The 21,276-nt window shown below is 65.9% G+C and carries 20 protein-coding genes; 10 read left to right on the forward strand and 10 right to left on the reverse strand.

Going from position 1 to position 21,276, the window contains the following annotated elements:
• Nucleotides 1-201: 201 nt before the first annotated feature.
• The 4 genes from U1737_RS19495 to U1737_RS19510 form a co-directional block, all read right to left on the reverse strand.
• Nucleotides 202-591 (reverse strand): reverse transcriptase-like protein, encoded by a 390-nt coding sequence (locus U1737_RS19495; protein ID WP_332797954.1) that lies wholly within the window; start codon nucleotides 589-591, stop codon nucleotides 202-204.
• On the reverse strand, nucleotides 591-1,709 hold the full coding sequence (locus U1737_RS19500) for a YihY/virulence factor BrkB family protein (RefSeq protein WP_332797955.1): 1,119 nt from the start codon (nucleotides 1,707-1,709) through the stop codon (nucleotides 591-593). Before U1737_RS19500 ends, U1737_RS19495 begins: the two co-directional genes overlap by 1 nt.
• Before the next feature lie 111 nt (nucleotides 1,710-1,820).
• Complete coding sequence (locus tag U1737_RS19505) at nucleotides 1,821-4,316, reverse strand: ABC transporter permease (RefSeq protein ID WP_332797956.1); 2,496 nt, start codon at nucleotides 4,314-4,316, stop codon at nucleotides 1,821-1,823.
• Nucleotides 4,313-5,011, reverse strand: coding sequence for an ABC transporter ATP-binding protein (locus U1737_RS19510; protein ID WP_332797957.1), 699 nt, complete (start codon nucleotides 5,009-5,011; stop codon nucleotides 4,313-4,315). The genes U1737_RS19505 and U1737_RS19510 overlap by 4 nt, the downstream gene beginning before the upstream one ends.
• A 25-nt stretch (nucleotides 5,012-5,036) precedes the next feature.
• Between U1737_RS19510 and U1737_RS19515 the strand changes: the two genes are divergently transcribed.
• Nucleotides 5,037-5,750 (forward strand): arylesterase, encoded by a 714-nt coding sequence (locus tag U1737_RS19515; RefSeq protein ID WP_332797958.1) that lies wholly within the window; start codon nucleotides 5,037-5,039, stop codon nucleotides 5,748-5,750.
• Between the two features lie 175 nt (nucleotides 5,751-5,925).
• Nucleotides 5,926-6,660, forward strand: a complete 735-nt coding sequence (locus U1737_RS19520; RefSeq protein ID WP_248521525.1) for a Crp/Fnr family transcriptional regulator — start codon at nucleotides 5,926-5,928, stop codon at nucleotides 6,658-6,660.
• A 150-nt stretch (nucleotides 6,661-6,810) separates the two neighbouring features.
• Here the strand turns inward: U1737_RS19520 and U1737_RS19525 are convergent, their stop codons facing one another.
• The 3 genes from U1737_RS19525 to U1737_RS19535 all read right to left on the reverse strand — a co-directional run bounded on the left by U1737_RS19525 (nucleotide 6,811) and on the right by U1737_RS19535 (nucleotide 8,996).
• Nucleotides 6,811-7,146 (reverse strand): hypothetical protein, encoded by a 336-nt coding sequence (locus U1737_RS19525; protein WP_128454646.1) that lies wholly within the window; start codon nucleotides 7,144-7,146, stop codon nucleotides 6,811-6,813.
• Nucleotides 7,147-7,237: 91 nt separating this feature from the next.
• Nucleotides 7,238-8,053 carry a transglutaminase-like domain-containing protein gene (locus tag U1737_RS19530; RefSeq protein ID WP_248521526.1) on the reverse strand — a complete coding sequence of 272 codons (816 nt, stop codon included), beginning with the start codon at nucleotides 8,051-8,053 and terminating at the stop codon, nucleotides 7,238-7,240.
• Nucleotides 8,054-8,078: 25 nt separating this feature from the next.
• Complete coding sequence (locus tag U1737_RS19535; protein WP_248521527.1) at nucleotides 8,079-8,996, reverse strand: transglutaminase family protein; 918 nt, start codon at nucleotides 8,994-8,996, stop codon at nucleotides 8,079-8,081.
• A 16-nt stretch (nucleotides 8,997-9,012) separates the two neighbouring features.
• Between U1737_RS19535 and U1737_RS19540 the strand changes: the two genes are divergently transcribed.
• Together U1737_RS19540 and U1737_RS19545 are read left to right on the forward strand one after the other, a co-directional pair.
• The gene (locus U1737_RS19540; RefSeq protein ID WP_248521528.1) at nucleotides 9,013-9,822 is read left to right on the forward strand and encodes an N-formylglutamate amidohydrolase; all 810 of its coding nucleotides are present in this window, start codon (nucleotides 9,013-9,015) and stop codon (nucleotides 9,820-9,822) included.
• A gap of 306 nt (nucleotides 9,823-10,128) precedes the next feature.
• A complete protein-coding gene (locus tag U1737_RS19545; protein ID WP_332797959.1) occupies nucleotides 10,129-12,297 on the forward strand; it encodes a TonB-dependent receptor in 2,169 nt (722 codons plus the stop codon).
• A gap of 31 nt (nucleotides 12,298-12,328) precedes the next feature.
• Here the strand turns inward: U1737_RS19545 and U1737_RS19550 are convergent, their stop codons facing one another.
• On the reverse strand, nucleotides 12,329-12,856 hold the full coding sequence (locus U1737_RS19550; protein WP_332797960.1) for a gamma carbonic anhydrase family protein: 528 nt from the start codon (nucleotides 12,854-12,856) through the stop codon (nucleotides 12,329-12,331).
• Nucleotides 12,856-14,976 (reverse strand): malate synthase G, encoded by a 2,121-nt coding sequence (locus U1737_RS19555; protein WP_332797961.1) that lies wholly within the window; start codon nucleotides 14,974-14,976, stop codon nucleotides 12,856-12,858. The genes U1737_RS19550 and U1737_RS19555 overlap by 1 nt, the downstream gene beginning before the upstream one ends.
• Before the next feature lie 93 nt (nucleotides 14,977-15,069).
• On the opposite strand from U1737_RS19555, the gene U1737_RS19560 reads away from it, so the two are divergent.
• Nucleotides 15,070-15,945 carry a LysR family transcriptional regulator gene (locus U1737_RS19560; protein WP_332797962.1) on the forward strand — a complete coding sequence of 292 codons (876 nt, stop codon included), beginning with the start codon at nucleotides 15,070-15,072 and terminating at the stop codon, nucleotides 15,943-15,945.
• Here U1737_RS19560 and U1737_RS19565 read toward each other — a convergent pair.
• Nucleotides 15,900-16,388, reverse strand: a complete 489-nt coding sequence (locus U1737_RS19565; protein WP_248521533.1) for a MarR family winged helix-turn-helix transcriptional regulator — start codon at nucleotides 16,386-16,388, stop codon at nucleotides 15,900-15,902. The two genes, U1737_RS19560 and U1737_RS19565, sit on opposite strands and share 46 nt — an antisense overlap.
• A gap of 78 nt (nucleotides 16,389-16,466) precedes the next feature.
• Between U1737_RS19565 and hppD the strand changes: the two genes are divergently transcribed.
• From hppD to trhO, 5 genes are all read left to right on the forward strand, one after another.
• Nucleotides 16,467-17,555 (forward strand): 4-hydroxyphenylpyruvate dioxygenase, encoded by a 1,089-nt coding sequence (hppD, locus tag U1737_RS19570; RefSeq protein ID WP_443027163.1) that lies wholly within the window; start codon nucleotides 16,467-16,469, stop codon nucleotides 17,553-17,555.
• Between the two features lie 265 nt (nucleotides 17,556-17,820).
• The gene (gene hmgA, locus U1737_RS19575; RefSeq protein ID WP_332797963.1) at nucleotides 17,821-19,158 is read left to right on the forward strand and encodes a homogentisate 1,2-dioxygenase; all 1,338 of its coding nucleotides are present in this window, start codon (nucleotides 17,821-17,823) and stop codon (nucleotides 19,156-19,158) included.
• Nucleotides 19,155-19,799: a maleylacetoacetate isomerase gene (maiA, locus tag U1737_RS19580; RefSeq protein ID WP_332797964.1), complete on the forward strand. Its 645-nt coding sequence runs from the start codon at nucleotides 19,155-19,157 to the stop codon at nucleotides 19,797-19,799. Before hmgA ends, maiA begins: the two co-directional genes overlap by 4 nt.
• The gene (locus U1737_RS19585; RefSeq protein ID WP_332797965.1) at nucleotides 19,796-20,161 is read left to right on the forward strand and encodes a Rieske (2Fe-2S) protein; all 366 of its coding nucleotides are present in this window, start codon (nucleotides 19,796-19,798) and stop codon (nucleotides 20,159-20,161) included. Before maiA ends, U1737_RS19585 begins: the two co-directional genes overlap by 4 nt.
• Nucleotides 20,162-20,215: 54 nt before the next feature.
• Complete coding sequence (trhO, locus tag U1737_RS19590) at nucleotides 20,216-21,205, forward strand: oxygen-dependent tRNA uridine(34) hydroxylase TrhO (protein ID WP_332797966.1); 990 nt, start codon at nucleotides 20,216-20,218, stop codon at nucleotides 21,203-21,205.
• Nucleotides 21,206-21,276 lie beyond the last annotated feature (71 nt).

Below are 21,276 nucleotides of genomic sequence, written 5' to 3' on the forward strand. Positions count from 1 at the left end.
CCGACAAAAATACCGACACTCGCATAACCTCCCTCGCGGAAGATTTGGAGCATCTGGTTTTCTGCGACCGCGGCAACCAGACCGTGTGGCCGTTCGCTGCGGTGACACCCCTCTAGGGCCACCTCACAAACCCGTCAAATGCTTTTTTACAGTTTGAGGTCAGTTTTTCGGTTTCCAGACCAAAAGCGCCCTCCCGGCCTCCTAGCGGGGGTGGAGGCGCGCAAGCGCAATCCCGGCAAGGTTTTGCGCTCGGCCGATATGACGAATGCGAATGGAGTCGAAGCCGTGGGCAAGTTCTGCGAACCTCGCGCGATGGGCTTCGAGTGCCGCGGTGCGGCAGCGCGCCGTGCCGTTGGCCTGGGTTACGACGAGGGTCGAATCGCCCAGCAGGACAATGTCGCGTTCGCCGTTCTGCCGGGCGACTTCGAGGGCATGAATGGCTGCGAGCCACTCTGCATCGCTGTTCGTGCCGTGGCCGTAGTTGTGCTGGTAATATGGTACGCCCTTATGGACGACGGCACACTCGATCGCGCCCGGGTTCGGGCGACAGCCACCGTCGAAGAACAGCTTGGTGCGTCGGGGGTGCGGCATTACGGCTTCGCCGATGGCCGCTTGCGAGATGCCAGCGCCGCACTGGTCACGAGCAGACCGATGCCCGTGACCGTTGCCCCGCGGCGTACGGCACGTAATCCGCCAAGTGCAAACAGCGACGCGGGGAGGTTTCCATCGGCGCCAGCTATATGCGCGAGTACCAACCGCCCTGCCCCGCCGGATGGTGGTGGGGGTGCCGGTGCAATCGGTGGGCCTTCGATGGCGACGGTATCTGCGACGGTGGCGCCGCGATCGCCCAAAGGTTGCGCTGCGCCGGTCGTCGTATCGTGCTTGGTCTGGTGCTCGAGTTCGGAATTGAGCTCGGCGCCGAGCAGGAACACATAGGCCGACAACCAGAGCCAAGTCAGCAACACGATGACGGCGCTCAGCGATCCGTAAGTCGCGCCGTAATTGCCGAAGCGAGACACATAGACGCCGAAGCCGATCGTGGCGGCCAGCCAGATCAGCGTCGCCGCGAGCGATCCCGGGGTAAGCCACGTCCATTTCGCCTTGTGGCGGTTTGGGCCGAACCGGTACAGGCACGCCGCCGCGGTCACGCCCAGGGCTGCGAGCACCGCATAGCTGACGAGCCGGATCGCGACGAGCAGGACGTGAGGCGCGTTCGGGATCAAGCCGTCGAGCAACGCGAACGCCGCAGTCGACAGCGCCGCGACCAAGGCCAGCATCACCGCGCCGCCGGTGATCGCGAAGGCGAGCAGGTTCAGCGTGATGAATCCGCGGGTTTCGCGTTGTTCATACGCGATATTCAGCGCGGTGACGATCGACGAGGCGCCCTTCGTGCCACCATATAGCGCGATGCCGAGCGCGATAACGAGACCGAAGCCCTTCTTGCCTTCGGACGTGCCGACCACGGTGGTGAGCTGATCGCCGATTACGCGTGCGGCATCGTCGGGCAGGACGTGGAACAGCGCGCGGATGTTGGCGACGACGGTCTCGGTATCGGCGACGAGACCGTAGATCAGCACGATCGACGCCAGCAAAGGCACGATCGCGGCGAACCCGTAAAACGCTGTACCTGCCGCGATGAGGCCGATATTGTCCTCGCCCGCCTCGGTCCAGGTCCGCTTCAGGACCTTCCACCATTCGCGGGCCGACATCGACCACGGGCTGGTGGCCTCATGCTCGGCTCGTAACTCACCTTTGCTCAGCGTCTTGCCCCTCGGTCCCGGTATCCTCCGACCTAACGCGGTGCGCGCGCAAACGTGCCGTCAGAGTTGCCGTAAGGCCTGTGCCGGGCGTGCGCCGAGGATCGGCCACGCGCCTATCAGCCCAATCGCCATCGTCAGCCCCGCCCCGCCAACCAGCGTCACCGCGACCGCCGCATAATCCGGCAGCCACTGGAAGCTGAACAGCTGCGTGACGACATACCACGCCCCGCCGAGCCCGAGCGCGAGCGCCAAGAGCGATAGCACAATGCTTAGGAACGCGTATTCGAGCGCCTGGACCGCGAGCACCTGGCGTCGCGTCGCGCCGAGCGTGCGCAGGATCACGCCGTCATAGGTACGCGCCTCGCGTGCGGCGGCGATCGCACCGATCAGCACGGCGATACCGGCGAGGATCGCGACCGACGCCGCCGCCGTGATCGCGGTCGCCATCTGCGAGACGATCGCGCGGACCTGCCCCAGCACGCCGCGCACCTCGATGACCGACACCGACGGGAAGCGGGGCAGCAACGCGCGCATCACCATCGATTCCTCGCCCGGCACGAGATCGATCGTCGCCGCCAGGTTGTGCGGCGCGTCCTCGACCGCGTTGGGCGAGAACACCATGACGAAGTTGAAGCCGAGCGTATCCCAGCTGATCCGCCGGAACGATGCGATCCGCGCAGTCCGCTCGACCCCGAGCAGGGTATAGGTGAGCGGATCGCCGATCTTGAGGTCGAGCGCCTTCGCCAGACGCTCGTCGATCGAGACCAACGGTGAGCCGCGATAATACCGCGGCCACCAACGGCCGGCGGTCAGCTCGCTCCCCTCGGGCAAGGTCGCGGAATAGGTCAGGCCGCGTTCGCCGCGTAACGCCCACGCCCCTTCGGGCAGCGTCTTCAGGTCGGCGACCCGCGTCGTCCCGTAGCCAGTGATCGTGCCGCGCATCGCCGGCACGGTGCGGATCACCGGGTGGATCGCGATACCCTCGATGGTGCGGCGAAAATCGGCTTCGCGATCGGGCGGGACGTCCAGCGCGAACAAGGCCGGCGCGCGCTGCGGCACGGTGCGCTCGATATTGGCGTCGATGCTCGTGCGGATCGCCGCCAGCAGGACGAACAGGGTCAGTCCCAGGCCGAGTGCGACGATCAGCGTGCCGGTCCTTGCGCCGGGCCGATGAAGACCTGCGATCGCCAAGCGGAGCAGCGGGCGGCGCGATCGGGGCAACAGTGCGGCACTCCGCCGGACGCCCCACCCGAACGCGGCCAGGAGTGCCAGCACGCCGGCCACCGCCGCGAGGAACCCGGCGCTCAGTGCGGGCTGTTCGGCGGTGAGCAACGCGAGCGCGACGATCGCGGCGCCGGCGGCGAGCACCCAAGGCAAGGTCTTGCGCAACGGCACGGGGCGCTCGCCCGGCACGCCGCGCAACAGCCCGGCGGCGGGAATGCGACCGGCCTCGATCAACGGCGGCGCGGTAAAGGCGAGCGCGATCAACATGCCGTAGGCCGCGGCAAGAGCCAAAGGAGCAACCTGGAGCATGAAGCGCGGCGCGACGGGCAGCACGTCCCCCGCCTGCCACACGATCAGCGGCACGGTGAGGACGCCCGCGACGAGGCCGGCGGCGATGCCGATCGCCGCGACGACCGCCACCTGCAGCACGTAGATCCGCCCGATGATCCCCGACGTCGCGCCGAGAACCTTCAATGCGGCGATGCTCCCGCGGCGCGCGGCGAGATAGGAGGACACGCCGTTGCCGACGCCAATCCCGGCAATGACCAGCGCCGACAGCCCGACCAGCAGCAGGAACTGCCCCATGCGGTCGACGAAGCGCTCGGCACCGGGGGCGGCACGATCGCGCGTCTTGGTTTCCCAACCGGCGGTCGCGAACGCCGCCTTGAAGCGGTCGACGGCGACTTTTGGCGAGACACCTTCGGGGAGGCGGACGCGATATTTGCTTTCGTACAGGCTGCCCGGCTGGACCAGCCCGGTCCGCGCGATGCCGGCTAGCGAGACGATCGCGACCGGCCCGAGCGTGAAGCCTTCGCCCAGCCGGTCCGGCTCGCCGGTAACGATGCCGCCGACCGTGAAGGTCGCGGTGCCGAGCTTCAATTGCGCGCCCCGCGCGATCCCGAGACGATCGGCCAGCGCCGGCACGATCAGGACGGTGTTCGCATCGAGCACCTTTGCCGCATCTCCGCGCAAGGCCAGCGTACCGTATAGCGGATAGGCGCGATCGACGCCCTTGAGTTCGATCGGGACGCTGTTGGTGCCGCGCACCGCCATCGCCTGCATGCGCACGGTTTCGGAGACTGTCCCCAGCCGCGCCATCGCAGCACGTTCGGCGGGGGTGGCGGCGCGCTGCGAGGCGGCGAACTCGACGTCGCCGCCGAGGATCGCGCTACCGCGAGACGCCAGTTCAGTGTCGATGGCGCGCGTCAAGCTGCCGATTGCGGCGAGCGCACCGACGCCAAGGAACAGGCACACCAGCAAAAGGCGCAGCCCGCGAAACCGCAGGTCGAGTTCGCGCCGCGCAAGCCGCCACGCCAGCCGCCAGTCGTTCACCGTAACCGGTCCGCGACGATTTGGCCGTCGCCAAGTTCGACGATCCTGTCGCAACGTGCCGCGAGGATGGGGTCGTGCGTGATGACGATCAACGTCGCGCCGGTGGCGGCACGGCGGTCGAACAGCAGGTCCATGATCGCGGCGCCGGTCGTCGCATCGAGGTTGCCGGTCGGTTCGTCGGCGAAGACGATGTCCGGCCTGGGCCCGAGCGCACGGGCGATCGCCACGCGCTGTTGCTCGCCGCCCGACAATTGCGTCGGATAATGGCCGATCCGGTGCGAAAGGCCGACTGCGCCCAGTTCGGCCTCGGCGCGCGCGAACGCGTCGGACATCCCCGCCAGTTCCATCGGCACCGCGACATTCTCGAGCGCGGTCATCGTCGGCAAAAGGTGGAAGGCCTGGAGTACGATCCCGATCCGCCCCCGCCGCGCCCACGACAAAGCGTCCTCGTCGAGCATGCCGAAATCGAGCCCGGCGACTTCCACACGCCCGCCGCTCGCCTGTTCGAGCCCGGACAGGATCGCCATCAGCGACGACTTGCCCGACCCCGACGGCCCGAGCAGCGCGACGCTGGTGCCGCGGGCGATATCGAGATCGATGCCCTTGAGGATCGTCGTCGCGGCGGTGGCAGCGCCGAGTGTCAGCGTGACATCGCGCGCCGAGATCACCATATCGGCGGAAGCAGGTTCGGACATGGAGACCAATATCTTGGAGAAACAGATGCGACGCTGGCCTCTTTATGGGGGCGGACTGGCGCTTCTCCAAGCCGCGCTGTTGAGCGCGTGCGACCGGGCGGCCGAGGCCCCTGCCCCGGCTCCCGCTACGAACGCGGTCACACCTGTCGTGGAAGTGCCCGCCCCGAGTGGACCCGAGCGGCTGATCCTGGCTTTCGGCGATAGTCTATACGCGGGCTATGGGCTCGACCGCGGCCAGAGCCTGCCGGACGCGGTGCAGGCGCGACTGCGGCGAGACGGCATCAACGCGACGATCGTCAACGCCGGCGTATCCGGCGACACGAGCGCGGCGGGGCGGCAACGGTTCGCGTTCGCGCTCGACAACATGGCGCGCAAGCCGGATCTGGTCCTGATCGGACTCGGTGGCAACGACGTGTTGCGGCAGATTTCGCCGGCTGAAACGCGCACGAACATGACCGCGATGCTCGACGAGGCGAAGCGCCGCGGCATCCCGGTCGTGCTGACGGGCATGATGGCACCGCCTAATCTTGGACCGGACTTTTCGTCACAGTTCAACACGATATGGCCCGATCTTGCAAAGCGCTATCATGCGACCCTGTACCCGTTCATTCTCGACGGTGTGATCGGCAATGCGCAGTTGATGCAGGCCGATCATGTCCATCCCAATCGAACCGGCGTGAATAAGATCGCGACCCGCGTCGCACCGGTCGTCGAGAGCGCGCTGAAAAAGGCCGAATGATCGGAAACACTTGGCGCACGGCTCTGGGTTCGAACCGCAGGCAACCGGCGGGCCCATCGTTGGCTCGTCCCGTTTCGCCGCATCCGGTGGCTCGCATTCCCCCTTTCGCGCGCCGCGCGGTTGGTGCAACGCCGACATGAGGGATACCGAGGGCTAGGACACACAGGGCGATGCAATGCAATTAAGCGGTTTGATCGCACGGCTTGGTCGACATCTCGACCTGACCGATGCGGAGCGCGAGGCGATCACGCGAGCCGAGCGCGGCGAGCGGCGGTTGAAGGCCGGCGACATCCTGATGGCGGAAGGCGGCGAGAGCCATGCGCTGTACGTCGTGCGCCAGGGGTGGCTGCATTCCTCGACCAAGTTGATCACCGGCGGCCGGCAGATCCTGCGGTTTCATTATGCCGGCGACCTGATCGGCACGTCGAGCATGGCCTGGTCGCAGGCGGCGGCAACGCTGACCGCGATCTCGGACTGCTGGGTCGTCGAACTGCCGAAGACCGAACTCGGGCTGCTGTTCCGCGCGCAACCGCGGATCGCCGGGCTGCTCTACGCCATCGCTGCCGCCGAGAATGTCGCGATGAGCGACCGGCTGACGACGATCGGGCGGATGGGCGCGAGCGAGCGGCTGTCGACGTTGCTGCTCGACATCATGGCGCGGCTGCGCGTGACGGCGGGGGGTATCGTCGACTCGTTCGACCTGCCGCTGACGCAGACCGACATCGGCGATGCGCTCGGGCTTACCAAGGTGCACGTCAACCGGACGATCAGGGCGCTGGAAAAGTCCGGCGTGATCGAGCGGACCGGGCGGCGGGTGCGGATCGTTGACGAGGCGGGGTTGGTCGCCGCGACCGGCTTTACCGATCGGTATGGCGAGATCGAGACAGCGTGGTTGCCGCCGGCGGCGTGAGAACGGTCGTTTCTTGATCCTCCCCCGCCAGGGGGAGGTGGCTGGCTCTTGCCAGTCGGAGGGGGAGGCAGGCGAAACTGCCGTTCCGTGTCCTCCCCCTCCGTCACCTTCGGCGACACCTCCCCCTGGCGGGGGAGGATGGTATCAAGCTCAGGTGCGGTCGACTACGAACAAGGTTACGCGGTCGTACTTGATGTCGCCGGGGTTGAAGATCGCGTCGGGGACGAACGGGCGATCGATCACCTCGATGTCCTTCAGACCAGCGAGCTTGAACGTGCCGAGCTTGATTTCCTTGGGCGGCTGACCGTCGCGCTCCAGCGTGATCGCGTCGACGAACACGTCGTCATGCTTGGTGTAGAGGATGTGCGGCGCCAGCGTGCAGACCATCCGATTATAGGTCGCGGTGATGCACTGGCGCAGCGCGATCGCCTGCAGCAGCAGCGCATTTGCGTTGGACGGGGCGGACTGGTCTGGGGTAGAGGTCATGTTGTGCATCGCAGCATAAGTTGAGGGTGAGCGGTGCCGTTAGGCCGAACGCGACACGCGCGACAAGGCTTAACTTGACCCCGTAGCCGGTTTACCTGACGGCTTCGACCTCGTCGGTATGAACGTCGAAGCCGACCAGACGCGCCGGACCGAAGCTGGTGGTGAGCGCGGTATCGGTCGCGTCGCGTCCGCGCGCCATCAGAATCCGGCCGATCCGCGGGCGATTGTGGCGCGCATCGAGCGTGTGCCACGTGCCGCTGAGATACACGTCGAACCACGCGGAAAAATCCATCGGTGCGTCGACCGGCGGGATGCCGATATCGCCGAGATAGCCGGTGCAGTAGCGCGCCGGGATGTTCATGCAGCGGCACAGCGTGATGGCGAGGTGCGCAAAGTCGCGGCACACGCCCTGGCGCTCCTGATAGACGTCCCACGCGGTCTTGGTCGACCGCGCGAAATGATAGCCGAACTCGACATGCTCGTGCGCGAAGTCGACGATCGCCTGGACGCGCTGCCAGCCGGCGGGGACGTGGCCGAACAGTGACCACGCGGTTTCGGAAAGGCGGTCGGTCTCGCAATAGCGGCTGCCGAGCAGGTAGATTAGGATCTCGTCGGGCAGATCCTCGACCGCATGCTGGACCGCGTTGGGGAAGACGGGGTCCGGCAGGCCGCTGTCCTCGATCGTGAAGTCGCACGACAGCGTCAGGCCACCCTTGGGAACGGTGAACCGCGAGCAGACATTGCCGAACGCATCGAGATAATCATAGGTCGGCACATCGGGATCGGCGGCGAGCCGATGCGGCGTCACCAGATCCTTGTTGCGCGACGGATGCAGGCTGAGCATCGCCATCATCGGCGTTGCGACGTCGGTTTCGAAACGAATGTCATAGCCGGCTCGGATCAGCATCGATGTCCCCCTTAGATGCCTGGTGTCACGCAGTTCGCGATGATTGATGGTCGTTGGCAGTGCCCTCGGCATCCTCGTCGACGGTGATGTCGACCGACACGCTCATGTCGAGGAAGCTGCCGGGAAAGCCGCTCCAGGTGCCGGAGACCGGCACCGCCTGGTAGATATCGCGCGCGACGGCGACGCGGACGAGGCCGCGATTGCCGACGATGCCGTTGGTCGGATCGAACTCGACCCAGCCCGAGCCGGGCAGATACACGCGCACCCAGGCATGCGTGTTGCCGCCGCCGGTCCGATGCTCCCGACGAGTAGGATTGTAGACATAGCCCGAGACGAACCGTGCCGCGAAACCGAGCGCGCGGACCGCCTCGATCATCAGCATTGCATAGTCGCGGCAGGTGCCCTTGCGCTTAGCGAGCGTCTCGATCGGCGTCTGCGTACCCTTTTCGGGACGCTGGACATAGGTGAACTCGCGCTTGATCGCGGCGGTCATCTCCGACAGCATCGCCAGCGTATCGGTCTTCGCGCCGACCCCGACGAAGCGGCGCGCCCAACTGTCGATCTCGCGCTGCGGATCATGATGCTGGCGCTCGATCGAGCGCAGCAGGTCGGGCATTTCCTCCGACGAGTAGGTGAAAGGATATTGCCGCGCATACCGCTCGATATCGACCCGCTGCAATTCCCCCGGCGTGTGATCGAGGTGGACGGTGCTGTCGATCACGAGGTCCTTCGCCCGCTTGGCGAAGGTGGCGATCGCTACCGAATTGCCGAACACGTCGTGCAGCCAACGCACGTCGGAAGGTTCGGGGCTGATCGTCAGCGTGGCGTCGATCAGGCGCTGGTCGTAGCTTTCGCGCGGCCGGACCATGATCCGATGCTCGCCGAACGCAACCGGTTGGCGATACGAGTATTTGGTTACATGAGAGAGCGTTAGAGATGGCATCGAGGATCCACGTCGCATGAACAGCACTGCCAGCCAAACGCTGCTTGGGACCGAAGATGCCGCACCGGTCACGGTGGTCAACCCCAAAGGCGCGTCATCGTTCCTGCTGATCGGCGATCATGCCGGAAATGCGGTGCCGAAGCGGTTGAAGTCGCTGGGATTGAGCGACGCCGACCTGTCGCGGCACATCGGCTGGGACATCGGCATCGGCGAATTGGGCGCGATGCTGGCGGAGCGGCTCGACGCGGTGTTCGTCCGCCAGACCTATTCGCGGCTGGTGATCGACTGCAACCGGAGCCCAAGCCAGCCGGATCTGATCGCCGAGGTCACCGACGGGACCGTGGTGCCGGGCAATGCCGGGCTCGGGGAGGCCGATCGTGCGGCGCGGTTCGCGGAGATTCATACCCCGTATCAAGGGACCATCGCTGCGGAGATCGCGCGGCGCGATGCGGCGGGGATGACGACGGTGCTGGTCGCGCTGCACAGCTTCACGCCTGCGATGAAAGGCGCGTTGCGCGATCAGGCGCGGCCTTGGCACATCGGCATTCTGCACGACGGCGGCGATACCGCGTTCGCCGATGCGCTACTCGACGTCTTGCGCGACGAGGCCGACCTGGTTGTCGGCGACAACGAACCCTACCGCATGGACCTGATCGACTACACCATCCCGCGCCATGCGTATCCGCAGCAGCGGCCCTATGCGGAGATCGAGGTTCGACAGGACCTGCTTGCCGACCGTGCCGGCTGCGCGGCGTGGGCGGACCGCCTTGCGCGAATATTGCCGGCGGCGGCGGCAGAGACCAGCGCGAGCCGTCGCAATACCTGAAGGCGCGACTAGGGTTCGACGGACAAACCCGCGACGATCGATAGATCGAGCCCCCTCGTACCTGACGAAGGTCAGGACCCAGAGCCAGGCAGCGCTCCGCCCGTAACTCTGGGTCCTGACTTTCGTCAGGATGACGGTCGCAACCGTGGCCATCGGAGCCGACGCCCCGCCCATCCATGTTGCATTGCGGTCACACTGCCTGCGCCATCGTCGCACATGGCAAGATTGTCACTTGATATGATGTATCATCAAATCTACCCGACGAGTCGTACAGGGACGACACCCCGACGACGATAGGGAAATTTCATGAAGACGATGCTGTTCGGCGCCACCGCCCTGGCTGCCCTCCTCGCCTCTCAGGCTCACGCCCAGACGAATGCTGCCGATCCTGCAAAACCCACTCCTGCACCTGCGCCAGTATCGGTCGGCTCGACCAACCAGCGCGACATCATCGTGACCGCACCGCTCCAGACCAGCGAGCGCGACGTGTTGCAGGGTACCACCGTCCTCACCGGCCAGGAACTCACGCGCCAGCTGCGCCCGTCGATCGGCGAGACGCTTGCGCGCCAGCCCGGCGTGTCGGCGTCGTCGTTCGGGCCGAGCGCCTCGCGTCCGATCCTTCGCGGCTTCCAGGGTGATCGCATCCGCGTGCTGACCGACGGGATCGGCTCGATCGACGTGTCTAACACCTCAGTCGACCACGCGGTCATCATCGATCCGCTGCTCGCCGAGCGCATCGAGATCCTCCGCGGACCCAGCGCGCTTCTATATGGCACGTCGGCGGTCGGCGGCGTCGTCAACGTCATCGACACGCGCATCCCGCGGTCGGTGCCCGAGAACGGCTACCGGTTGAACGGGATCGCCAATTATGGCTCGGCAGCGAACGAACGCTCGGGCGGGATGGCCGGCGACGTTGCGGTCGGCCAGCACCTCGTGTTGCATGCGGACGGCTCGTATCTGAAGTCGGGCGACCTGCGGACCGGCGGCTACATCCTGTCGCGCGACGCCCGCGCACAGGCGCTGGCGACCGCCGCACAGCCGATCGATCCGAACGAGGCCGATCCGATCGACTATGCCGCATCGGCGCAGTTGAAGGGCAAGCTCCCTAACACCCAGTCGGAGACCTGGACGGCGGGTGCAGGCGCGTCGATCATCACCGACAATGGCAGCCTCGGCGTGTCGTACAGCCATTACGACAGCCTGTACGGCGTGCCGATCCGCTACGCCACGCAAGCCGGGCAGGAGCAGGAGGCACCGCGCCTCGACGTCGTTCAGAACCGCGTCGACCTGCGCGGCGAGATCGACACCGGCGGTGACGTGCTGAGCAAGATCCGCGTCCGCGTCGGCCAGGCGAGCTATCGCCATTTCGAACTGGAGGAAGACAATTCGGTCGGCACCGCCTTCTACAACAAGGGCCTCGAAGGACGCCTCGAAGTCGTCCAGGCGAACCGCGGCGGCTGGCAGGGCGCATCGGGCGTGCAGTTCTACAACCGGATCTTCAACGTGGCTGGCGACGAGGCCTTCCTGCCGAAGAACGAAACCAACCAGACCGGCCTCTTCACGCTCCAGCAATACGAGTCGGGCAAGTTCCGTGCCGAGGGCGGCGTGCGCTACGAGATCACCGATCTCGCCGCACGCACGCCCGAGGACGATCTGCGTTTCTTCCGCGGCAGCCAGAGCTATCATTCGGTGTCGGGGTCGCTCGGTGCGTCCTACGCACTGACCGACAGCATCCGCGTCGGGTTGAACGCCTCGCGGACCGAGCGTGCGCCGTCGGCCGAGGAATTGTTCGCGAACGGCGCGCATGCCGGCACGCAGGCGTATGAACTCGGCAATCCGGACTTCAAGCTGGAGAAGTCCTGGGGGCTCGAGGGCACGCTGCACGCGCATGGCGACGGCTTCAGCTTCGACGCGTCGGCCTATTACAACTGGTTCTCGAACTATATCTCGGAAAACCAGGTTGCGTTGTCGGTCTGCCAGGCGGCGGCCGATCCCTCGGGCCGCACCGTCGACCTGCCCTGCTTCCAGTATCAGCAGGCCGATGCCCGCTATTACGGGTTCGAGGCGGACGCATCGGTGAAGGTCGCGCAGATCGGCGGCTATGCGGTCAACGCCGACGTGCTGGGCGATTACGTCCATGCCAACATCGTCGACCAGGGCCCGGTCCCGCGCATCCCGCCGATGCGCGTGCTCGGCGGGATCGAGGCGCAGGGCGACCGGCTTAACGGCCGCGTCGAGGTGGAGCACGTGTTCGACCAGAACCGCATCGCCGCGTTCGAGACGAAGACCAACGACTATACGATGGTCAACGCGTCGATCGGGTTCAGCCCGTTCGGCAAGGATTCGAAGACGACGTTGCTGCTGAGCGCGAACAACCTGTTCGACGTGAATGCGCGGCGCGCGACCAGCTTCCTCAAGGACTTCGCCCCGCTCGCCGGCCGCGACTTCCGCGCGACGCTGCGCTTCGGGCTTTGACGTGACGGGGGCCGGCGCGATGCGCTGGCCCCTAGTCGTCGATCCGTTCGAGCCCGTTTGCATAGACACGCTGCTTGGCCGCATACGCAGCAGCCGACATCTTCAGCCCGGCAATCGCTTCCGGCGACAACGCCCGTACCGCTTTCGCCGGTGAACCGACGATCAGGCTGCCGGCCGGAAACACCTTGCCCTCGGTCACCAGAGCATTCGCGCCGATCAGGCAATCGTCACCGATCACCGCGTTGTTGAGGACCGTCGCCCCCATCCCGACCAGCACGTTGCTGCCGATCGTGCAGCCATGGAGGATCGCGTGGTGGCCGATCGTGCAGCCCTCCCCGACGGTCAACGGCGCGCCGGGATCGGAATGCAGCATCGCACCCTCCTGGATATTGGTCCGCGCACCGACGAGGATCGGCGTGTTGTCCGCGCGGATCACCGCCCCGAACCAGACGCCGGCCCCCTCCCCCAGTCGTGCGTCACCGATCACGTCGGCGGACGGCGCTACCCAGACATCGTTGGCTAGCGTTGGTCGTTTACCCTCGATCGCGTAGAGCGGCATCAGGCGGCGTCCCTCTCCTTTGCCCGCGCGCGGAAAGCGTGGAGCAGCGGTTCGGTATAGCCGCTCGGCTGAGCGAGGCCATCGAACACGAGCGCGCGGGCGGCCTGGAATGCGAGGCTCTCGTCCTCATGCCCCGCCATCGGCCGATACAGCGGATCGCCCGCATTCTGCGCATCGACCTTGGCCGCCATCCGCCGCAGCGCCGCGTCCGCATCGTTGGGCGTGGCGATGCCGTGGAGCAGCCAGTTCGCCATGTGCTGCGAACTGATCCGCAGCGTCGCGCGGTCCTCCATCAGGCCGATGTCGTGGATGTCGGGCACCTTCGAACAGCCGACGCCCTGGTCTACCCAGCGCACGACATAGCCGAGAATCCCCTGCGCGTTGTTCTCCAGCTCCTCGCGAACCGCGTCCGGCTGCCAGTTGTGCCCGGTCGCGACCGGGATCGTCAGCAGCACATCGAGCGACACGATCGGCTCGGCCTTGCGCTCCGCCTGTCGCGCGAACACGTCGACGCGGTGGTAGTGCGTCGCGTGCAGCGTCGCGGCGGTCGGCGACGGCACCCACGCCGTGTTCGCCCCGGTCATCGGATGCGCGATCTTCTGCTCGAGCATGTCCGCCATCCGGTCCGGCGCGGCCCACATGCCCTTGCCGATCTGCGCCTTGCCGCTCAGCCCGCAGGCGAGCCCGATCTGCACGTTGCGATCCTCATATGCCTTGATCCACGACGAGGCCTTCATGTCGCCCTTGCGGATCATCGGGCCGGCGCGCATCGAGGTGTGCATCTCGTCGCCGGTGCGGTCGAGGAAGCCGGTGTTGATGAATACGACCCGGTCCTTCACCGCGGCAATGCAGGCGGCGAGATTGGCGGAGGTGCGGCGTTCCTCGTCCATCACGCCGACCTTGATCGTGTGGCGCGCGAGGCCGAGCAGGTCCTCGATCGCGTCGAACAGCCCGTTGGTGAAGGCGGCTTCGTCGGGGCCGTGCATCTTCGGCTTGACGATATAGATCGAACCCGCGCGGCTGTTGCGGATCGGGCCTGTGCCCTTCAGGTCGTGCAAGCCGATCAGCGAGGTGACGATGCCGTCGAGGATACCCTCCGGCGCTTGGCTGCCGTCGGCGAGCAGGATCGCGGGCGTTGTCATCAGGTGACCGACGTTGCGGACGAACATCAGGCTGCGGCCGGGGAGCGTGAACCCGCTGCCGTCGGGAGCGGTATACTGCCGGTCCGGTTCGAGTGCGCGCGTGACCGTGCGGCCACCCTTGTCGAAGCTGGCGGTCAGGTCGCCCTTCATCAGCCCGAGCCAATTGGCGTAGGCGGCGACCTTGTCCTCGGCATCGACCGCAGCGATCGAATCCTCCAGATCGGCGATCGTGCTGAGCGCGGATTCGAGCACGACATCGGCAAGGTTCGCGGGGTCGTCTCGACCAATCGGATGCTGAGGATCGATCACGAGTTCGATGTGCAGGCCGTTGTGACGCAACAGGATATTGTCGGCTGCATACCCGACAAGCTGGCCTGGATCGGCGAGTTCAGGCTTACCACCGGTCCAGTCGGTCCACGATCCGTTCGTCAACGGCACGGCATCGTCGAGGAAGGCCTTCGCGCAGGCAATTACCTGCGCGCCTCGGGCGGCGTCGTAGCCCTTGCCGGACGCCGTGCCCGGAATTGCATCGGTGCCGTAGAGCGCGTCGTACAGGCTTCCCCAGCGCGCATTCGCGGCGTTCAGCAGGAACCGGGCGTTGAGGATCGGCACCACCAACTGTGCGCCGGCGAGCGAGGCGACCTCTGCATCCACGTTGGTCGGCGCGACCGCGAACGGTGCAGGCTCGTCGACCAGATAGCCGATCTCGCGGAGGAACGCTTGGTACTCGGGCTGGTCGATTGGCTTGCCGGCGCTGGCTTCGTGCCACGCGTCGATCTTCGCCTGGAGGTCGTCGCGAACCGTCAGCAACGCGGCATTCTCAGGCGCAAACGTGGCATAGATGTCGGACACGCCTTGCCAGAACCCCACAGCATCGAGCCCCGTACCCGGCAGCGCCTGCGCCTCGATGAAGTCCACCAGCGATGCGGCGATCTTCAGACCCGCCCGATTCTGATAGGTGTCGATCATCACGGCCATGCTGCTCTCCTATGTTCTCGCAGCACAATAGACGCCGGCCACCTTCGCCACTAGACACTATAAACCGAAAGCTGTTGATCGTCTGGAGAACGAATGGATCCTGACATCGTCCTCTTCGCCGAAGTGGTCCGCACTGCCAGCCTCAGCGCGGCGGGGCGTTCGCTCGGCATATCGCCGGCGATGGTGTCGAAACGGATCGCGCGACTGGAGGCACGGCTCGGCGTGCGGTTGCTCAACCGGACGACGCGGCGGCTAGAGCTGACCGCTCGCGGCGCGGCGTATCACCGAGACATGGTGGAGATCCTCGCCGCGATCCGCGATGCCGAGGCGCGCGTGTCCGACCGCGCCGAGACGCCCGCCGGACCGCTCCGGGTCAGCGCTCCCACCTCCTTCGGCCGGCTGCACATCGCGCCGCACCTGAAGCCGTTCCTCGATGCGCACCCTGCGATCGAACTCGACCTCGATCTGTCGGATGGTTTCTCGGATGTGATCGGCGACCGGCTCGACCTCGCGATCCGGATCGCGCCTGCCGTGCCGCCGAGCCTGACCGGCTATCGTCTCGCCGACAGCCGCCGCGTTCTCTGCGCAGCGCCGAGCTACATCGCGCCAAACGACGCGGCCAACCTCACGAAACACCGTCTCCTCGCGGCGAAAGGCCAGATGCCGTGGCGACTGGCCGGGCCGAACGGCGACGTCACGATCGACCGCCCGAGCTACGTCGCGACCAATTCCAGTGAGGTCGTCCGCGAACTGACGCTGGCGGGTGTCGGCATGGCACTGCGCTCGCTTTGGGATGTGAGCGCGGACCTGGCGAGCGGTCGGCTCGTACGGGTCTTGCCGGAGTTGGCCGGGTCTGCGGACGTCGGCATTTATGCGGTGCACGCACGCGGGCCGGTGTCGTCCGGCACCGCCGCGTTGCTCGATTACCTGCGCGGCCTCTGGTCGCCGACACCGCCGTGGGACTCCTGAACGAGGTCGATCGTCACCGCGTCGATCCGTCGCAGCATCGCCACGAACTGCTCGACTTCCTTGGCTGAGAACCCGGCGAAGATCCGCCGCTCCAGATCGAGCGCTTTCGGCGCTACCGACGCGTAGAGCGTGTGCCCGTCCTCGGTCAGCTTCAGCAAATGCGAGCGACGATCCTCCGGGTTCGCGTGCCGCTGCATCAACCCGCGCTCGACCAGAGCGATCGCCGCGCGGCTGACGGTCACCTTGTCCATGCGGGTCTGCTGGCCGATCTGCTGCTGTGTGATCCCGCCCGCTTCGGCCACCACTGTGACCAGCCGCCACTCGGGGATCGTCAGTCCGAACAACGCCTCGTAGGTGTCGGCCACCGCTTCGCTGACGAGGTTCGAGGTGATCGACAGACGATACGGTATAAAATCGTCCAGGACGAGTGCGCGGTCAGTCATGGCGAGATCGTAACGATTGACACCAGTTGTTCAAGGCGCCAGATTGGTAACAACAGATACCAATTTGAGGATCGAGTCATGGACCATATGCCCCAGTCTGATCATATGGACGTAAACCCGATGGGTCTCGACGGGTTCGAGTTCGCCGAGTTCACCTCGCCCGATCCCGACCGGATGGCCGCGCAGTTCGAGCAGTTCGGCTTCGTCGCCGCCTCGACCCACCCGACCAAGGCCGTAACCCGCTACAAGCAGGGCCGCATCAATCTGCTCCTCAACCGCGAGGACGGCGGCCATGCGGCGGCGTTCCGCGCGGATCACGGCCCATCGGCGAGCGGCATGGCGTTCCGCGTTCACGACGCCAAGGAAGCGTTCGACGCGGCCCTCGCACGTGGCGCCAAAGCGGCGGATGCCAGCATGGGCGCGCTCGGCGAGGGCAGCTATGTGCTCGAAGGGATCGGCGGTTCGCTGCTGTATCTCGTCGACAAGCATGGCGCGGCGGGCAGCCTGTACGACGACTGGAACCAGGTTCCGGGGGCGGCCGAAGCCGAAGCCGAGAACAACGTCGGTCTCGACCTGCTCGATCACCTCACGCACAACGTGAAGCGTGGCCAGATGCGGACCTGGGCCGAGTTCTACGGCCAGATCTTCGGCTTCGAGGAGCAGAAGTATTTCGACATCAAGGGCAAGGCGACCGGGCTGTTCAGCCAGGCGATGATCGCGCCCGACCGCGCGATCCGCATCCCGCTCAACGAGAGCCAGGACGACAAGAGCCAGATCGAGGAATTCATCAAGGATTACAACGGCGAGGGCATCCAGCATCTCGCGCTGACGACCGACGATATCTTCGAGACGGTCGAGAAGCTGCGCGCGCGCGGCGTCAAGCTGCAAGACACGATCGAGACCTATTACGAGCTGGTCGACAAGCGCGTACCGAACCACGGCCACGACCTCGAACGCCTGCGCCGCAACCGCATCCTGATCGACGGCAATGTCGGTGAAGAGGGCCTGCTGCTGCAGATCTTCACCGAGAACATGTTCGGGCCGATCTTCTTCGAGATCATCCAGCGCAAGGGGAATGAAGGCTTCGGCAACGGCAATTTCCAGGCGTTGTATGAGTCGATCGAGCTCGACCAGATCCGCCGCGGCGTGATCACTGTCGACGCTTGAGCCAAACTGAAAAGGCGGCTGTCGAAAGCGAGTTTATCCGTCATGCCGGGCTTGGTCCGGCATCCACGGTTTCGCATAACCTGAAGCAGTTGGTTTGCGGCACGGTGGACCCCGGAACAGGTCCGGGGTGACGAAGTATTTGCGGCACCGTCGTCCACCATACGGCAGATGGTCGATGGAATTACCTCATCCTTTTGGGTGAGAATCAGAGTTTGAACGGCCGGCGGTTCGGGCGTTGATGGGAACAGGTGACGGAGAGGAAGCCATGACAATTCACCAGCCAATCGACGCCGCAGGCGAGACCGCCGGCCAGACCGAAGACCATGCGGCGTACCAGCCCGGCTTCGGCAACCACGTATCGACCGAGGCAATCCCCGGCGCGTTGCCGATCGGGCGCAATTCGCCGCAGCGCCTCGCGTTCGGGCTCTATACCGAGCAGCTGTCCGGCACCGCGTTTACCGCGCCGCGTCACGAGAACCGCCGTAGCTGGCTCTACCGCATGCGCCCGACCGCGGAGCATTCGCCGTTCGAGCGCTACACCGGCGCCGAGCGGTTCGCGCCCGGCACCACCGACGCGCCGCTCGCGCCCAACCGCCTGCGCTGGGATCCGATCGCGTCCCCCGCGTCGAATACCGACCTGATCGACGGCATGACGACGATGCTCGCCAACCGTGATCCCGCCGACCTCGAAGGCGTCGCGCTCCACGTCTATGCCGCAAACACCGACATGACCGAGCGCGTGTTTATGGATGCGGACGGCGAACTGCTGTTCGTACCGCAGTCCGGGCGACTCCGGTTGCTTACCGAGCTCGGCCGCATCGACATCGCGCCCGGCCAGATCGCGCTTGTGCCCCGCGGCGTCCGCTTCCGCGCCGAACTCCCCGATGGCGAAGCACGCGGCTATGTCGCGGAGAACCACGGCGCGCTGTTTCGGCTGCCCGATCTCGGCCCGATCGGCGCCAATGGTCTTGCCAACCCGCGCGATTTCGAGACGCCGGTCGCGTGGTTCGAGGACCGCGATGAACCGGTCGAGGTTGTCCAAAAGTTCATGGGATCGCTGTGGACTACGACGCTCGATCACTCGCCGCTCGACGTCGTGGCGTGGCACGGCAACCTCGCGCCGTGGCGATACGACCTGTCGCGCTTCAACACGATCAACACCGTTAGCTTCGATCATCCCGATCCGTCGATCTTCACGCTGCTGACCTCGCCGAGCGACGTGCCCGGCCGGGCTAATGCCGATTTCGTGATCTTCCCGCCGCGCTGGATGGTCGCCGAGGGGACGTTCCGCCCGCCCTGGTTCCACCGCAACGTCATGTCCGAGGCGATGGGGCTGATCACCGGCGCCTACGATGCGAAGGCCGAGGGGTTCGCGCCGGGCGGTATCTCACTGCACAATCTCATGTCCGGCCACGGCCCCGATTTGGCGAGCTGGCAAGGTGCGAGCGCGGCTGATCTGAAGCCGCACAAGATCGACGGGACGATGGCGTTCATGCTGGAGAGCTGCTGGCCGTACAAGCCGACCGCCTATGCGCTAGAGCATTCGCAGCTCGATTACGATGCGGTCTGGTCGGACTTCCCGAAGGCGGTCCTGCCGAAGTGAGCCTTACGCTGCACGGCTATTGGCGCTCGACCGCCGCCTACCGCGTCCGCATCGCGCTGGCGCTGAAGGGCGTCGCTTACGAACAGGTCGCGCACGATCTCCGAGCCGGCGCGCAGCGCGAGGCGGGGTATCGCGCGCTCAACCCACAAGGCTTGGTCCCCGCGTTGGAAACCGGCGATGCGGTCCTAACGCAGAGCCCGGCAATCCTCGAATGGATCGACGAGACCTATCCCGATCCCCCGCTGCTCCCCGCCGACGCGAACGGCCGGGCGAACATCCGCGCGATGGCGGCGACGATTGCCTGCGACATCCATCCGGTGAACAATCTTCGTATCCTGAACGCCCTGCGGACCGATTTCGGGGCGGACGAGGCGGCGGTGAGCCGCTGGATCGCACGCTGGATCGGCGACGGGTTCGCTGCGCTGGAGACGCTCATCGCGCAATATGGGGATGGCTTCGCGTTCGGTGCGACGCCGACGATCGCCGACTGCCATCTGGTGCCACAGGTCTATTCGGCCGAGCGATTCGCGGTCGATCTCTCGCCCTATCCGCATCTCAAGAGCGCCGCTGACAAGGCCCGCGCCCTCCCCGCTTTCGCCGCCGCGCATCCAGACCGGCAGCCGGACGCCGACCGCGCGTGAGCGACGGCGAACGGCTGACCGCAACACCGGGCGGGATCAAACTCGCACCATTCGATGCAATCGCGGACGGCAAGGCGCGAAATTTCGTGCTCCAGATGCGCGCTGGTCGCTTCCACGGCTTTGTGGTGCGTAAGGACGATGCGGTGTTCGGTTATGTCGATCGCTGCCCGCATATGGGCCTGCCGCTCGCGCAGGTGCTCGACGACTATCTCACGCCGCGCGGCGACCTGATCGCGTGCAGCTGGCACTCCGCTTTGTTCGAGATCGACAGTGGCGCGTGCGTCGGTGGGCCTTGCGGTGGAACAAGGCTGACGCCCTGGCCCGTCGCCGTGGTCGCCGGGATGATCGTCACCGCAGGCTGACGCGGAGGGCGACTTGCTCTAAGGGACTGCGCCTCACCCCAGCATGATAGACCGATGACCGAAATTCTCCCCATCCGCGTCGTGGCGCTGTACCGCTTCACGCCGTTCGCCGACATCACCGCGATCCAGCCGCCGCTTGCGCTCGTGTGCTGTTCCAACGGGGTGAAGGGGACGCTGCTGCTCGCCGCCGAGGGGATCAACGGGACGATCGCCGGCTCCGAAGAGAGCATCGACGCGGTGCTCACGCATATCCGCGCGCTGCCGGGGTGTGCCGATCTCGACGTCAAGGAGTCGCGCGCCGAGACGATGCCGTTCCACCGGATGAAGGTGCGGCTGAAGCGCGAGATCGTGACGATGGGCGAGCCTGCGATCGATCCGCTGGAAGGCGTCGGCCATTATGTCGAGCCCGAGGACTGGAACGCGCTGATCGCCGAGCCGGGGACGATCGTGATCGATACGCGCAACGATTACGAGGTTGCGGTCGGCACGTTCGCGGGCGCGGTCGATCCGCAGACGCGGACGTTTCGCGACTTTCCGGCGTGGTTTCGCGAGCATCGTGACGAACTAGTCGGGGACGGCCCGCCGCCGAAGATCGCGATGTTCTGCACCGGGGGGATACGGTGCGAGAAGTCGACCGCGTTCCTGAAGGCCGAGGGGCTGGACGAGGTGTATCACCTCAAGGGCGGCATTTTGAAGTATCTGGAGACCGTGCCCGCGGCGGAGAGCCTATGGGAGGGAGAATGTTTCGTGTTCGATCAGCGGGTTGCGGTTCGACATGGGCTGGCGTTGGGAAGTCATGTCCTATGCCATGCGTGCCGGATGCCGGTTAGCGTCGCGGATCGGTCGTCGCCGCTGTATGTCGAGGGGGTGAGTTGTCCGGCATGTCATGATGCGCGGGACGAGGTTCAGCGGGCTGGGTATGCGGAGCGTGAGCGGCAGGTTCGGTTAGCTGAAGCGCGAGGTGAGGCGCATGTCGGAGCGGTGTTGCCGAAGACGCATGGGGCGGATGACCGCGACGGCACCTCCTTCTCGACGTCATCCTGACGAAAGTCAGGACCCAGAATTACGAGCAGTTGCCCTTGCGGCCCTGGGTCCTGACTTTCGTCAGGATGACG

The organism is Sphingomonas fucosidasi (genome assembly GCF_036663855.1).
Lineage (GTDB): Bacteria > Pseudomonadota > Alphaproteobacteria > Sphingomonadales > Sphingomonadaceae > Sphingomonas > Sphingomonas faeni_B.

Coding starts and splice junctions, on each gene's coding strand:
- U1737_RS19495 (WP_332797954.1), bottom strand. CDS start 591: ATGCCGCACCCCCGACGCACCAAGCTGTTCTTCGACGGTGGCTGTCGC.
- U1737_RS19500 (WP_332797955.1), bottom strand. CDS start 1,709: ATGTCGGCCCGCGAATGGTGGAAGGTCCTGAAGCGGACCTGGACCGAG.
- U1737_RS19510 (WP_332797957.1), bottom strand. CDS start 5,011: ATGTCCGAACCTGCTTCCGCCGATATGGTGATCTCGGCGCGCGATGTC.
- U1737_RS19515 (WP_332797958.1), top strand. CDS start 5,037: ATGCGACGCTGGCCTCTTTATGGGGGCGGACTGGCGCTTCTCCAAGCC.
- U1737_RS19520 (WP_248521525.1), top strand. CDS start 5,926: ATGCAATTAAGCGGTTTGATCGCACGGCTTGGTCGACATCTCGACCTG.
- U1737_RS19525 (WP_128454646.1), bottom strand. CDS start 7,146: ATGACCTCTACCCCAGACCAGTCCGCCCCGTCCAACGCAAATGCGCTG.
- U1737_RS19530 (WP_248521526.1), bottom strand. CDS start 8,053: ATGCTGATCCGAGCCGGCTATGACATTCGTTTCGAAACCGACGTCGCA.
- U1737_RS19535 (WP_248521527.1), bottom strand. CDS start 8,996: ATGCCATCTCTAACGCTCTCTCATGTAACCAAATACTCGTATCGCCAA.
- U1737_RS19540 (WP_248521528.1), top strand. CDS start 9,013: ATGAACAGCACTGCCAGCCAAACGCTGCTTGGGACCGAAGATGCCGCA.
- U1737_RS19545 (WP_332797959.1), top strand. CDS start 10,129: ATGAAGACGATGCTGTTCGGCGCCACCGCCCTGGCTGCCCTCCTCGCC.
- U1737_RS19550 (WP_332797960.1), bottom strand. CDS start 12,856: ATGCCGCTCTACGCGATCGAGGGTAAACGACCAACGCTAGCCAACGAT.
- U1737_RS19555 (WP_332797961.1), bottom strand. CDS start 14,976: ATGGCCGTGATGATCGACACCTATCAGAATCGGGCGGGTCTGAAGATC.
- U1737_RS19560 (WP_332797962.1), top strand. CDS start 15,070: ATGGATCCTGACATCGTCCTCTTCGCCGAAGTGGTCCGCACTGCCAGC.
- U1737_RS19565 (WP_248521533.1), bottom strand. CDS start 16,388: ATGACTGACCGCGCACTCGTCCTGGACGATTTTATACCGTATCGTCTG.
- hppD (WP_443027163.1), top strand. CDS start 16,467: ATGGACCATATGCCCCAGTCTGATCATATGGACGTAAACCCGATGGGT.
- hmgA (WP_332797963.1), top strand. CDS start 17,821: ATGACAATTCACCAGCCAATCGACGCCGCAGGCGAGACCGCCGGCCAG.
- trhO (WP_332797966.1), top strand. CDS start 20,216: ATGACCGAAATTCTCCCCATCCGCGTCGTGGCGCTGTACCGCTTCACG.